Consider the following 13,992-nt stretch of genomic DNA (forward strand, 5'->3'; position numbering starts at 1 on the left):
TATTCGGTTTCAGCAATATAAATTAAAGAATAATATTAATTATTCTAAATAAATAAAAAAACAATGGGTCTAAATTAAACCATTTAATTTATATATATATTTTACTGATGAGATAAAGGAAGTCTTCACGGCAGATAAAGTCATTTTATCTGCCGTTATCACGAGTCGCTTTATCCTGCTTCGCCCATCAGTTGCTTCACCAGTTCCACGCATCGCAGGAAACGGGCATCGTAGTCTGCTTCTTCCACATGCACGAACTCGATGTTGTTTTCCCTGAGCATCGACACCAGCAGCGACTGGAACTCTTTGCGGTCGACAGAGCTTCCCAGGCTGCGCAGGCCGTCGTTGATCCACGGCGTGTTGTTCTCCAGCAGGATCACCAGATCGAAACGGTATTCATCGATCATCGCCTGCACGAAGGGATGCTCGCGGCCTTCATATTTTTTGCAGAACGCCTGGGTGCTGACAAAATCCGTATCGATAAAGGTGACTTTGTTGGCGTATTTCACCGCGAAGTCGATGTACTGAGCGTGGCCGAGCGCGATTTTGTCGTAATCGGAATATTGCAGCGCCATTTCATCGCCGCCCAGATGCGAGAAGACATAATCACGGCCATACTCCCAGGCGCTGGAAGTGTTGAAGATATTGGCGAGCTTATTGACCAGGGTTGATTTACCGCTGGATTCCCCGCCAAGGATCGCCACCGTGCGCACGAAAAACGGCTTCACTTCGGTGGGGATGTATTCCCAGTAGCGGAATGGGTTCTCACGAATTTGCCCGCCGCTGATGTTCATAAAGGTGCGTTTCGGGTCGACCAGAACGGTCTTGATGCCGAGATGTTCAATATACTGCGGGGCGTCCAGCTCTTCCGAGGTGTAGATGACATCCGGTTGAATGCCCTTCTCTTCCATAAAAGCTTTCATGCCATGGCTCCAGACATCCCAGCCATGCGGATAGGGCTCCATTCCCTCTTCGTTGAAAGCATGAATATGAATATTTTTTTGATATTTAAAGGTTTGCAGCAACCAGCGCAGGCGGTCTGGCACGGTAGGCTGCTGCGACATCGCGCTCTGTTCAAACAGCGTGCGGTCACGCACGTCGTCATAGCCCATGATGATGTGCAGTTCGTCTACCTGGCTGCAGGCGCGCTGAATCAGATAAATGTGGCCGGTGTGTAGCGGGTAGAACTTACCGAACACCACGCCGACGCTCTTCTGCAGGCGTGGAAATTCGAGGCCCAAAAAGCGATGCAGCGCTTCCAGCTTCTGCGCGCTCGGACTCTTGATTTTGGCGTTCAATAACTGACTCAGATAGCCCTTGGTCATGCCGCTGGCGTCAGCTACCTGCTGTAGCGTGCAACCTTTCTGACGGATCGCGGTTTTAAGATAGTCGAACGATGACACAAGAGCCTCCTGCTGATGGGTATAAACGTTGGTAAAACAATTGTACGCTGTATCCGGCGGCCGCATCCGGCAATACGCGATGTTAATTATAAATCGTCAAAGACGTTTAGCGCATCCGCGAGTTTTTTTACGCCAAATACCTGCATACCTTCGGGCGGTTTTTTCGGCACATTGGCGGCAGGCACAATCGCACGGCGGAAACCGTGTTTGGCCGCTTCGGAAATACGCTCCTGGCCGCTCGGCACCGGACGAATTTCCCCGGCAAGGCCCACTTCACCAAATACCACGAGATCCTGCGGCAGCGGCCTGTCACGTAAACTGGACACCATTGCCAGCAGCAGCGCCAGGTCGGCACTGGTTTCAGTCACCTTCACGCCGCCGACCACGTTCACAAACACATCCTGATCCGCCATCTGCAAACCGCCATGACGATGCAGCACCGCCAACAGAATTGCCAGACGGTTCTGCTCCAGCCCCACCGCAACGCGACGCGGGTTGGACATCATCGAGTGATCGACCAGCGCCTGAATCTCGACCAGCAGCGGGCGCGTACCTTCCCACACCACCATTACCGAACTGCCCGAGGTCACTTCATCGCCGCGGCTCAGGAAAATGGCTGACGGGTTGCTGACTTCTCGCAGCCCCTGTTCGGTCATGGCGAACACACCAAGCTCGTTCACCGCGCCGAAGCGGTTTTTGTGGCTGCGCAGGGTGCGGAAGCGAGAATCGGCATCGCCATCCAGCAGCACCGAACAGTCGATACAGTGTTCCAGCACTTTCGGGCCCGCCAGCGAGCCATCTTTGGTGACATGGCCGACCATGACAATCGCCACGCCGCGCGTTTTGGCAAATCGCGTGAGATAGGCGGCCGTCTCGCGCACCTGCGCGACACTGCCCGGCGACGACTGGATATCCGCCATGTGCATTACCTGAATGGAGTCGATCACCATCAGCTTCGGCTGTTCTTCTTCGGCAATCATGCAGATCTGTTCGATACTGGTTTCCGACAGCATATTGAGATTCGCCGTCGGCAGGCCAAGGCGGTGCGCGCGCATCGCCACCTGCTGTAGGGATTCTTCCCCGGTGACATACAGGGTTTTCATCTGCTCGGCCAGCTTGCACAGGGTTTGCAGTAGCAGAGTAGATTTCCCGGCACCGGGGTTGCCGCCGATCAAAATGGCGCTGCCAGGCACCACGCCGCCGCCCAGCACCCGGTCAAACTCTTTAAACCCGGTCGAGAAGCGCGGCAATTCTTCCAGGCTGATATCCGACAGCCGCTGCACCTTCGACACGCCAGCGCTGCCCGCATATCCGCTCAGGCGTTCATTACGCGCAACGGTAGGCGACGCCGCCACACCACGCACTTCAGTGATGGTGTTCCAGGCATGACAGGCACTGCACTGCCCCTGCCAGCGCGGATAATCCGCACCACATTCATTACAGACAAATGCGCGTTTTGGAGCTTTCGCCACGTATTACCTCTTTTCCTGATTCATGCTGCCCGACAGGATGCACAGCACCCCAATCAGGTCAGCGTGACGGATAGTGACTTCCGTCTGTTCATTCACTTTTGGCTTGGCATGATAAGCAATGCCAAGACCCGCCGCTTTGATCATCGGCAGATCGTTCGCGCCATCACCAATCGCAACGGTCTGCTCTTTTGGAATTTCATACTGCTCCGCAAGGCGTTGTAACGTATTCGCTTTGTACTTCGCATCAACGATATCGCCCACCACTTCCCCGGTCAGTACGCCATCCATGATCCCCAATTCATTGGCGACCACAGCGGTCAGGCGCAGCTTGTCACGCAGATATTCCGCGAAGAAAGTGAAACCGCCGGAGGCAATCGCCACCTTCCAGCCAAGCGTTTCCAGCTTCAGCACCAGTTGGGTGAGCCCCGGCATCAGCGGCAGTTCATCGCGCACCTTCAGCAGGATATTCGCGTCCGCGCCCTTCAGGGTCGCCACACGCTGGCGCAGGCTGGCGGCAAAGTCGAGTTCACCACGCATCGCGCGCTCGGTCACTTCCGACACCATATCGCCGGTGCCCGCTAATTTAGCGATTTCATCAATACACTCAATCTGGATGGCAGTTGAGTCCATATCCATCACCAGCAGACCAGGCGTGCGTAAATGCGGGATTTTCCCCAGCGGCGCGACATCCAGCCCAGCTTCGTGCGCCAGCTTAGTCGCCCGCGGCGTTAATGACCCGGCCAGACGAATAACCTGATAATCTTCCACGCACCAGGCGGCGACAATCACCATCGCCGCGCCCAGCTTGCGCTGATAAATGGTTAACTGGCTTTTATCAAGCCCGCGCCCGTAGAGCAGCCAGCCGCTGCGTCCGGCGTGATAATCCAATGGCATCACTTCATCGCCACTTAAAGAAAGCGGCAACCCAGGCCACAAGGAAACATCTTCAGGCAGGTCGCACCAGGTCAAACTGTTCGGCATTACAGCTCCACTCCACGTCAATAAGGCCAGGAAAATAACGCATGAGGCTACCTTGTAACCAGCGCTTCTGGCAACATTAAGCTGCAAATTTTCAAAGGTGGAATATGGTACGCGCAAAACTGAAATTTAGACTGCATCGCGCCGTGATTGTCCTGATATGCCTCGCACTTCTGGTGGCATTGATGCAAGGGGCGTCATGGTTCAGTCAACAACACCAGCAGCAGCGTAACCCGCAGCTAGAAGAACTGGCCCGCACGCTGGCCCGCCAGGTGGCGCTCAACCTTGCGCCGCTGGTGCGCAGCGAAACGCCGGATGAGAAAAAAGTTCGCCAGTTACTGACTCAACTCACCGCCGAAAGCCGCATCCTCGATGCCGGGGTGTATGATGAGAAAGGCGATATGATCGCCCGCGCGGGCGAGAGCGTCGATCTGCGTGACCGTCTGGCGCTGGACGGTAAAAAAGCGGGCGGCTATTTTAACCAACAAATCGTCGAACCTATTCAGGGCAAAAATGGCCCACTCGGCTATTTGCGCCTGACACTCGACACCCATACGCTGCCCACGGAAGCAAAGCAGGTCGACAACACCACCAATATCCTACGCCTGATGCTTTTGCTGTCGCTTGCCATTGGCGTGGTGTTAACGCGCACCCTGTTGCAGGGTAAACGCACCCGCTGGCAACAATCACCCTTCCTTCTCACCGCCAATAAACCGGTACAGGAAGAGGAAGACGAGAAAAAAGAGTAGAAAGGGAACTCAATATGGCCACTTTACGCCTGCTCCTCTCAGACTCATACGACCCCTGGTTTAACCTGGCGGTTGAAGAGTGCATTTTTCGGCAGATGCCCGCCACACAGCGTGTGCTGTTCCTCTGGCGTAACGCCGATACGGTGGTCATTGGCCGTGCGCAAAACCCGTGGAAAGAGTGCAACACCCGACGCATGGAAGAGGACAACGTGCGCCTGGCTCGTCGCAGCAGCGGTGGCGGCGCGGTGTTCCACGACCTCGGCAACACCTGTTTTACCTTTATGGCGGGCAAACCGGAGTACGACAAAACGGTTTCAACCGCCATTGTGCTGGAAGCGCTGAATGCACTTGGCGCGGTCGCGGAGGCGTCCGGGCGCAACGATCTCATTGTTAAAACGCCGGAGGGCGATCGCAAAGTGTCCGGTTCGGCCTACCGCGAAACGAAAGATCGCGGTTTCCACCATGGCACACTGCTGCTCAACGCAGACCTCAGCCGCCTGGCCAACTACCTGAACCCGGATAAGAAAAAACTTCAGGCGAAGGGGATCACCTCCGTGCGCGGGCGCGTGGCGAATCTGGTCGAACTGCTACCGGGTATCACCCATGAGCAAATTTGTACGGCAGTCACCGAAGCATTCTTTGCTCACTACGGCGAGCGCGTCGATGCCGAGATTATTTCACCGGACAAAACCCCCGATCTGCCGAACTTTGCCGAGACATTTGCGCGCCAGAGTAGCTGGGAGTGGAATTTCGGCCAGGCGCCGGCCTTTAGTCATCTGCTGGATGAACGCTTCACCTGGGGCGGCGTAGAACTGCATTTCGACGTCGAGAAGGGGCATATCACCCGTACTCAGGTCTTTACCGACAGCCTGAACCCCGCGCCGCTGGAAGCGCTCGCCGCGCGGTTGCAAGGGTGCCTGTACCGCGCGGATGTCCTGCAACAGGAGTGTGAAGCGCTGTTGGGGGATTTCCCGGAACAGGAAAAAGAGCTCCGGGAATTATCGGCGTGGATTGCAGGGGCGGTGCGCTAACGAATACGTTTACCGGGCAATACAGAATTGCCCGGTTTCGTTTTTTAGCGACCAGCCGCCGGTTTAGGGCGTTTTTTCGCCCCTGTATTAGCCGGACGGGCCTGCGCGACAGGTGCTTTCTTCGCGCCTGCTGGCGTTTGACGTTGATGCGCCACTGGCGTGTGCTTGGTCAGCGCCGGACGCGTGTTGCGGTTCTGACGACGCGCTTCGCGCATCTCGTCCAGCGTTGGCGACGGCACCAGGCAATCGCGACGCGGGCCAATCAGATGCTTTTTACCCATCGCTTCCAGCGCCTGGCGGATCATCGGCCAGTTTTTCGGATCATGATAGCGCAGCAGCGCTTTATGCAAACGACGCTGTTTATCCCCCTTCGGCACCACCACTTCTTCACTCTTGTAGCCAATTTTACCCAGCGGGTTCTTGCCGGTGTAATACATGGTGGTCGAGTTCGCCAGCGGCGACGGGTAGAAGTTCTGCACCTGGTCGAGGCGGAAACGGTGCTTCTTCAGCCACAGCGCCAGGTTCACCATATCTTCATCACGCGTACCCGGGTGCGCGGAGATAAAGTAAGGGATCAGATACTGCTCTTTCCCGGCCTGTTTCGAATAGGTGTCGAATAGCTCCTTAAAGCGGTGATAAGAACCCATCCCCGGCTTCATCATTTTCGACAACGGCCCCTCTTCCGTATGTTCCGGCGCAATCTTCAGATAGCCGCCTACGTGATGGGTCGCCAGCTCTTTGATATAACGCGGATCTTCCACCGCGATGTCATAACGCACACCGGAAGCGATAAGGATCTTCTTGATGCCTTTCAGATCGCGTGCGCGACGGTAAAGATTGATCGTCGGCTCATGGTTGGTGTCCATGTGCGGGCAGATATCCGGATAAACGCAGGAGAGACGGCGGCAGGTTTGCTCGGCGCGCGGCGATTTACAGCGCAGCATATACATGTTGGCCGTTGGCCCGCCAAGATCGGAGATCACCCCGGTAAAGCCCGGCACTGTGTCGCGAATGGCTTCGATCTCGTTGATGATCGAATCTTCCGAACGGCTCTGAATAATACGCCCTTCGTGCTCGGTAATAGAGCAGAAAGAACAGCCGCCGAAGCAGCCGCGCATGATGTTGATCGAGAAACGGATCATCTCATACGCCGGAATACGCGCTTTGCCATACGCCGGGTGCGGTACGCGCTGATACGGCAGCGCGAAGACGCTGTCCATCTCTTCAGTGGAGAGCGGAATTGCTGGCGGGTTAACCCAGATATAGCGGTCGCCGTGTTTTTGCATCAGCGCGCGTGCGCAGCCTGGGTTGGTTTCGTGGTGCAGAATACGCGAGGCGTGTGCATACAGCACTTTATCGCTTTTCACTTTCTCAAAGGACGGCAGCAGCACATAGGTTTTTTCCCACGGCTTCGGGCGCGGCGGCTGTACGGTGACGGTTTTAACTTCCGCTTTCTTCGGCTCAACGGGTTTGTTGTCGGCACACGGTAAATCTTCACCATACGGATGCGGGATCGGGTCGATTTTCCCCGGCGTATCCAGACGCGTGGAATCCACGCCAGCCCAGCCCGGCAGCGCTTCTTTGACGATAATCGCCGTGTTACGCACATCGCGGATCTGCGAAATCAGTTCACCCTGTGCCAGGCGGTGCGCCACTTCCACTAACGGGCGCTCGCCGTTGCCGAACATCAGCATATCCGCTTTGGAATCGACCAGCACCGAACGGCGCACGGTATCAGACCAGTAATCGTAATGCGCGGTACGACGCAGGCTGGCTTCGATGCCGCCCAGAATCACCGGCACATCTTTCCACGCTTCTTTGCAGCGCTGGGTATAAACCAGCGTCGCGCGATCCGGACGCTTGCCGCCGACGTTATCCGGCGTGTAGGCATCGTCCTGACGCAGCTTACGATCCGCCGTATAGCGGTTGATCATCGAGTCCATGTTGCCTGCGGTGACGCCGAAAAAGAGGTTCGGCTTGCCGAGGCGCATAAAGTCGTCTTTGCTGTTCCAGTCCGGCTGCGCGATGATGCCCACGCGAAAACCCTGCGCTTCCAGCATGCGGCCGCAAATCGCCATCCCGAAGCTGGGATGGTCAACGTAGGCATCGCCAGTAACCAAAATGATGTCGCAGCTATCCCAGCCAAGTTGATCCATCTCTTCACGAGACATCGGCAAAAACGGCGCCGGCCCAAAACAGGCGGCCCAGTACTGCGGCCAGGAGAACAGGTCGCGATCCGGTTGGATCAGGGAGATAGAGCTCATTTTGCTTCCAAAAAGAAAAGTGGTAAAAAAATAATCAAAGGCCGGGGATTATACGCTGTATTCAGGTGGGAAATGAAGGAGATTGTTGCCCGGCATGCGGCGAATATCTGTCAATCTGCCAGGTAGACCGTCATCAGAAATGGAAGTAACAAAATCCCCCTACAAAGCGCAATGTCAGGCTTGTGAAGTGAAATATCAACAATCATACGGGGTGCGATGAGAGCAGCCACTACCTGGTAAGCAACACAGCAAAAAGCAGGGGAACCTGATACACAGGGGATGCCGCCCAAAGCATCCCAAACATCTTTTTATCGCCCATCTCCCGGAAAACGAACGCAAACAGCAAAGCAATACCAATCTGAGGGGCAACGACGCGCCAGAACAAATCGAGACAGTAACGCCATTGCATGGACAAAGTGAATAAGATAAACAAATGTACCAGATAGATAACCCAACTATTGATGGTTAATATGATAATCATTGCGAATATTTGTGGGTCACACATTTGCTAATCCTTTAAATGTTCAACACCGTAGTTCCCCAACTTAATGAACGCTGCATCGGGCGATACCGGTAAAGAAACGCCATACCTCCCCAGAATCCCCCTTATTCCCCCCCTCTCCCTTTCCCTCGCAGCACAACTCTGGCCCGATATCGTGTAATGCACTGGATGTTATTCCCTGATTTTCAGCCCCGGCAAGCGCAGCACACAATCGCTGTTTCGTCATGCCGGAGGCAAGAAATATTTCGGGCTTCGCACCGCTTGTTATCGCGTCCGCAATGTTTTTATCCGAGAAGGCTATTTTTTGTTTAAGCATATCTTTTAATACCAATGAGAGCGTCTCACGATCGCCCTCTTCCTGTTTGATTGCCGCCAGTCGTAATGGCGTATAGTCATCGTCAGCCAGGATGAAACGTTGCCAGTCGATAATATTGGCGTTTATCAATGCGTTGACTACCGAAGCATCAGCAAAACGCACGATAAAATCCAGTAACGTAATATTGTTACTGTGTTTCTTCATGTCGTCATAACGAATAATAATGCTCAGTATCGGAATATCATCATCACGTACTTCTAATATCGAAGGGTTATCGGTTATTGATGCCACTAACGCTTTGCTGTCGCCAACCAGCGCTAACATCTGCAGGCGATGTATCTGCATTTTGGGCTGTTGTTTTTGCCAAAAGAAACTTAACGTTTCGCGATCCCTGGTGTTAATAATTTGCTCGTAAACGTCTTCCGTTAAAAGTTCTGGCACTATTTCCAGCAACACTCCGCTAATTTCTCTGGCGGCCGCCAGATCGTGCTGACCGCTTCCACGCTGATATTTTAACTTCCCGTTTAGGTATAAATACATCCAGTACAGGGGGTTATGCTGATAAACCTGCAACCGATAATTCTTCGCCTGAAGGGAGTCTCCGGTTAGCAAAGTGGTAAAAAAGTAAACTGCGCGAGAATTCAGATGAGTGACGGCCACAAAAAATGGGTGTGAATCACCACAACAGGAAAATGGCGTATCAACCCGAGCAATCAATGCTTTCAACGTATTGTCTGAAATGTCTGGCTTAAGTACCGCTTGTGTGAGTATCTGTTTTAACTGGGCATCATCATGAATATTCTCCAGCACAATCGTGCCATCTCGCTCAGTACGATCAATCAAGCTTGAGCTTTGCTTATTCTCCCAGCCATGCACGACCTCTCGTGTTAGATAATTAACAGGTTCTAGATATCCCCAGAGCGCAATAAAAAAAAGATGGCATGGTAAACATAGATATCTGAAATATCGACGCCCGGCAATAGCAAGAGACAGTGAGACAAACTGGCTAATGAGTGCAAAAAAGATCAGGCTTTCATTAATATTAAGCCAGTAAAACAGTAACGAACATGCACCGACCAGCGCTATCTGCGGCAACAGCAGCCACAGAAAAATCATCCGTACACGAGAATGTTTTATCGCGCAGCAAGATAGTAAGAGCGCCATAATATCGGCGATAGCCAACGGCCATAGCCAAATTGCGAACGCGAACTCCCGACCCATTACCTTTTTCCTTCATTGAAAATTAGCTGTATGGCCATGACCCATAATGAGATAACGGCTTCATCCTGAGCGTTGCTGATCAGAGACGTCGCCGCCAGGAGAGTGAAAAACAGGAGAATGGCCGCGAACCCACAGCAATCTAGGTAAAGAATCCATGTGCTAACCTCGGAACGTAATCCCTTCTTCTTTTGTTCTACGATAGCGCTTTCTTCGCGCTCTGGGCAGCAGGCCAAATTCTGAAAACAGCCTCCTTACTAAAAAAGCGCTTTGCTCACAAAACAAGGGCATCAAAAAAGGTTACATCTGGAAATTCGCTCCCGGCGTTTCCATGCTGCTATCATCGGTATGAAGCTGGTAGTATTCTGACCGATAGCATCATCATTTATTACTGGTTATCAGTATATCCATGCGCGTTCAGGCTTGCCGTCATTAAATATATAGATTTCGATAATCCAGGCGTGAAATATATAAAGGCTAGATATGGAACAAGTTATTACAAAACGTCGTTATTATGATATTGGTCTACAAATCGAACAACTCCTTTACTCCGGGGTGTTCAAAGCGGGAGAACGTCTTCCCTCTGAGCGAGAATTGAGTGAACGTTTTAATACCAGCAGGACGACAGTTCGCGAAGCGATCATCATGTTGGAACTCAAGGGCATTCTGATCGTTAAGCAGGGGGCTGGTATATTTTTTATCGATTCAACCAGCAAACATGATCAAAAAGCATTGATGCCCTATTCGGAAATTGGCCCATTCGAACTTCTGCAGGCACGCCAGGTGATAGAAAGCAACATTACGGGTTTTGCCGCCACCCAGATCCGTTTCAATGAACTTCTCGAACTCAAAAAGATTCTCTCTGCACAGGAAAAGTTCCTTTCCGGTGACAGCGACAAATTTGAAAATCTGGATCACCAGTTTCACACTATCATCGCTGAAGCCACGCAGAATCGCGTATTGATCAAACAAGCCGCAGAGCTATGGCGCGCGGTGCGTACGGAAAATCCTCGCTGGAAAAAGCTGAATTATAAATATTTGCACGAAAAACATTTACGTATGCAATGGTTAGAAGATCACCGGCGCATTTTTCTCGCCTTGCAGCAAAAAGACCCAGCCCTCGCCAGAGAAGCCTCGTGGAGGCACCTGGAAAATAGTAAAAATGAATTGGTTAACATTTTTAAGCAGGATTCTTCCATTAGCGACTTCGATGATTTTTTCTTCGCCTCTTAATCCCCCCAATGCTTCTCACTTTTGCAGAGCATTTTCTTTCCTTGCTCTGCTCGGTTTATCTGCTGCTTTCGCCAGAATTGGTATCCTGAACAATTAAAACTGGTATACCAATACTTCTCCTCTCGCGAAAACTCTCGCCTGTATTGCCTGTTTTATTGAAAAACATATAGACAATTAAAATACACCAATAAAAAACAATAATAAAATTATATGCTGACCATTTATTATTTTGTTTTCAAATTACTTATGTGATTTTAATCTCATTTTTTGGTCTGGTGATTAATTTAAATTGGTCTACACAATAAATTCACTACCTATAGAGTGATGACATGAAACGGGAAGTCGGCAGCATTAAAACCGCGTATTACGACAGTGCAACAACATACTCACGAGAAAATCTACAAACCGATATTGTTCATATTGGATTTGGCGCATTCCACAGAGGGCACCAGGCTGTTTATACCGATCTGGCCAATCAGCAGATCGCTGTGCCATGGGGTATATTTGAAATAAATCTATTTGGTGAATCTAATTTAATAAATGAATTAAATAACCAGCATGGATTATTTAGCGTACTTGAAACGTCCGCGACAGCACACACATCTCGCCAGGTGCGTTCGGTTATTGGCGGTATACACACGCCAGAACAGGGTATTGGCGCAGCAATAGCCAGGTTACTTGAACCGCAGGTGAAAATTGTCTCCTTAACTATCACCGAAAAAGGGTACTGCATTGATCCTCAGACCAGACAGTTAGACGATGCCAATCCGTTGATTGCCGGAGATCTCCAGACACCACATAACCCCCGCTCAGCAATCGGGCTCATCACGTTTGCACTGCAAAGGAGAAAAGCGCTGGGGCTTCAGCCGTTCAGCGTACTCTCTTGCGACAACATTCCTGACAACGGGCATCTCACGCGTAATGCGATTATCGGTTTCGCCATGCGTCTTGATACAGAACTTGCTCAATGGATTGAAGCGAATGTGACCTTCCCGGGCACGATGGTCGACCGCATTGTTCCGGCGATGACTGAAGCCCAGTTTACGATGCTGCAGGAAAAAACGGGATACGCCGATCCGTGTGGGATCGTTTGTGAAGATTTTCGTCAGTGGGTTATTGAAGATAATTTTGTCCGCGGTCGTCCGGAGTGGGATCTCGCGGGCGCCATGTTTGTCTCTGATGTACAGCCCTATGAAGAAATGAAGCTACGTATGCTAAATGGCAGCCATTCATTTCTCGCTTATAACGGCAGCCTCGCAGGTTATGAATTTATTTACCAGTGCATGGAAGACCCGGAATTTTATGCCATTACGCGTCAACTAATGGTTGATGAACAGGCGCAGACGTTAAACCCAACGCTCGATATTGATCTGCGGCAGTATGCCGAATTATTACTGACGAGGTTCAGCAATCGTAATGTGAAACACCGGACGGCGCAAATAGCCATGGATGGCTCACAAAAATTACCTCAGCGAGCCATCACGCCCTGGCTGCAACTTGAACGAAAGAACATTGCCAATCCTGTCCTGTCATTATTAATTGCCGGCTGGTTGTACTACGTTATCAGCAATATTGAAAATAACAGCGAACTCACCGATCCACTGCTGCCCGTCTTCAGAGAGGCAATCGCCCATCAACAGACCGGCTGGCAGAAAGCGCTGGCCTTATTGAATACGAATAGCATATTCGGCGATCTGGCCGAAAACATTGCGTTCATAAATAAAATTGAACTCGCATTTAATAAAATTGCAGCATCGGGAATTAAACAAACCATTAAAGAAATAACATCTGGTAATCATAAATGAAAACATTAATTTGCAACCAACCTGGTGACATCCAGTATATTGATCGAGACTATCCTTCTGTACAAAGTAATGAGGTTTTATTAAAAATAAAAGCCGTCGGCGTTTGCGGTACCGATATTCATGCCTATGCCGGACGGCAACCCTTTTTTTCTTATCCTCGCGTCCTTGGTCATGAAATTTGCGGTGAAGCGGTGGAAGCAGGTAGTGCGTGTTCAGACATTAAAATTGGCCAACGCTACTCGGTTATTCCCTGTGTTCCCTGCGGTGAGTGCGCCGCCTGTAAAGAGGGAAAAACCAACTGCTGTGAACGTGTCTCGCTGTATGGCGTGCACCAGGATGGTGGGTTTAGTGAATACCTGGCGGTACGCCAGCAAAATCTGGTTGCAGTGCCCGAACAATTAAATGATAGCTCTGCCGCTCTGGTTGAATGTTTTGCCATCGGCGCACATGCCGTTCGTCGGGCAGAGATAAAAGCGGGGCAAAACATTCTGGTTATTGGCGCAGGCCCCATTGGTCTGGCGACATCGGCTATCGCCAAAGCAAAAGGAGCCAACGTCGTTGTGGCCGATCTGGACGACAGACGCCGCCAGCACGTCAAAAAGAACCTTCACATTGAATCCCTTGACCCGACAGCGGGGAACTTTATCGACGAATTACGCCGTTTATTTTGCGGGGAACTGGCCTGCACCGTTCTCGATGCCACAGGTAATAAAGCATCGATGAGTAAAGATGTTGATCTCATCCGTCATGGCGGAAAAATTGTCTTCATCGGTTTATATATTGGCGATCTTGTTCTTGATGATCCTTCATTCCATAAAAAAGAGACGACGCTACTGAGTAGCCGCAATGCAACGCGTGAAGATTTTGAATGTGTCATCGACCTGATGTCCCGCGGGCTCATCCACGAAGAGATGATGAAAAACACCGAATTTGATTTTCACACCGTCGGTCTTGATTACCAAAAAAACGTTGTCGATAACAAAGAAATGGTCAAAGGCGTAATTAAATTTTAAAGGAATAA

The 13,992-nt window shown here is 51.3% G+C and carries 11 protein-coding genes; 5 read left to right on the forward strand and 6 right to left on the reverse strand.

Going from position 1 to position 13,992, the window contains the following annotated elements:
* Positions 1 to 170: 170 nt before the first annotated feature.
* The 3 genes from nadR to serB all read right to left on the reverse strand — a co-directional run bounded on the left by nadR (position 171) and on the right by serB (position 3,856).
* Positions 171 to 1,403 (reverse strand): multifunctional transcriptional regulator/nicotinamide-nucleotide adenylyltransferase/ribosylnicotinamide kinase NadR, encoded by a 1,233-nt coding sequence (nadR, locus tag VSR74_RS10160; protein WP_347794619.1) that lies wholly within the window; start codon positions 1,401 to 1,403, stop codon positions 171 to 173.
* 86 nt (positions 1,404 to 1,489) lie between these two features.
* Entirely contained in the window at positions 1,490 to 2,875 is a 1,386-nt protein-coding gene (gene radA / locus VSR74_RS10165) for a DNA repair protein RadA (protein WP_347794620.1), read from the reverse strand.
* Between the two features lie 3 nt (positions 2,876 to 2,878).
* Positions 2,879 to 3,856 (reverse strand): phosphoserine phosphatase, encoded by a 978-nt coding sequence (serB, locus tag VSR74_RS10170; protein WP_347794621.1) that lies wholly within the window; start codon positions 3,854 to 3,856, stop codon positions 2,879 to 2,881.
* Positions 3,857 to 3,960: 104 nt separating this feature from the next.
* Between serB and VSR74_RS10175 the strand changes: the two genes are divergently transcribed.
* Positions 3,961 to 4,602, forward strand: a complete 642-nt coding sequence (locus tag VSR74_RS10175) for a YtjB family periplasmic protein (protein ID WP_347794622.1) — start codon at positions 3,961 to 3,963, stop codon at positions 4,600 to 4,602.
* Between the two features lie 14 nt (positions 4,603 to 4,616).
* Complete coding sequence (lplA, locus tag VSR74_RS10180) at positions 4,617 to 5,633, forward strand: lipoate--protein ligase LplA (RefSeq protein WP_347794623.1); 1,017 nt, start codon at positions 4,617 to 4,619, stop codon at positions 5,631 to 5,633.
* A 44-nt stretch (positions 5,634 to 5,677) separates the two neighbouring features.
* Here lplA and VSR74_RS10185 read toward each other — a convergent pair whose 3' ends face one another.
* The 3 genes from VSR74_RS10185 to VSR74_RS10195 all read right to left on the reverse strand — a co-directional run bounded on the left by VSR74_RS10185 (position 5,678) and on the right by VSR74_RS10195 (position 9,936).
* The gene (locus VSR74_RS10185; RefSeq protein WP_347794624.1) at positions 5,678 to 7,897 is read right to left on the reverse strand and encodes a YgiQ family radical SAM protein; all 2,220 of its coding nucleotides are present in this window, start codon (positions 7,895 to 7,897) and stop codon (positions 5,678 to 5,680) included.
* A gap of 229 nt (positions 7,898 to 8,126) precedes the next feature.
* Positions 8,127 to 8,402, reverse strand: a complete 276-nt coding sequence (locus VSR74_RS10190) for a hypothetical protein (protein ID WP_347794625.1) — start codon at positions 8,400 to 8,402, stop codon at positions 8,127 to 8,129.
* Positions 8,403 to 8,442: 40 nt separating this feature from the next.
* On the reverse strand, positions 8,443 to 9,936 hold the full coding sequence (locus VSR74_RS10195; RefSeq protein WP_347794626.1) for a hypothetical protein: 1,494 nt from the start codon (positions 9,934 to 9,936) through the stop codon (positions 8,443 to 8,445).
* A gap of 480 nt (positions 9,937 to 10,416) precedes the next feature.
* Between VSR74_RS10195 and VSR74_RS10200 the strand changes: the two genes are divergently transcribed.
* From VSR74_RS10200 to VSR74_RS10210, 3 genes are all read left to right on the forward strand, one after another.
* Complete coding sequence (locus tag VSR74_RS10200) at positions 10,417 to 11,166, forward strand: FadR/GntR family transcriptional regulator (RefSeq protein ID WP_347794627.1); 750 nt, start codon at positions 10,417 to 10,419, stop codon at positions 11,164 to 11,166.
* A 329-nt stretch (positions 11,167 to 11,495) separates the two neighbouring features.
* Entirely contained in the window at positions 11,496 to 12,971 is a 1,476-nt protein-coding gene (locus VSR74_RS10205) for a mannitol dehydrogenase family protein (RefSeq protein ID WP_347794628.1), read from the forward strand.
* Positions 12,968 to 13,984 carry a zinc-binding alcohol dehydrogenase family protein gene (locus VSR74_RS10210; protein ID WP_347794629.1) on the forward strand — a complete coding sequence of 339 codons (1,017 nt, stop codon included), beginning with the start codon at positions 12,968 to 12,970 and terminating at the stop codon, positions 13,982 to 13,984. Before VSR74_RS10205 ends, VSR74_RS10210 begins: the two co-directional genes overlap by 4 nt.
* Positions 13,985 to 13,992: the final 8 nt, after the last annotated feature.

Origin of the sequence: Pseudocitrobacter cyperus, from assembly GCF_039889165.1 — a bacterium.
Lineage (GTDB): Bacteria > Pseudomonadota > Gammaproteobacteria > Enterobacterales > Enterobacteriaceae > Pseudocitrobacter > Pseudocitrobacter cyperus.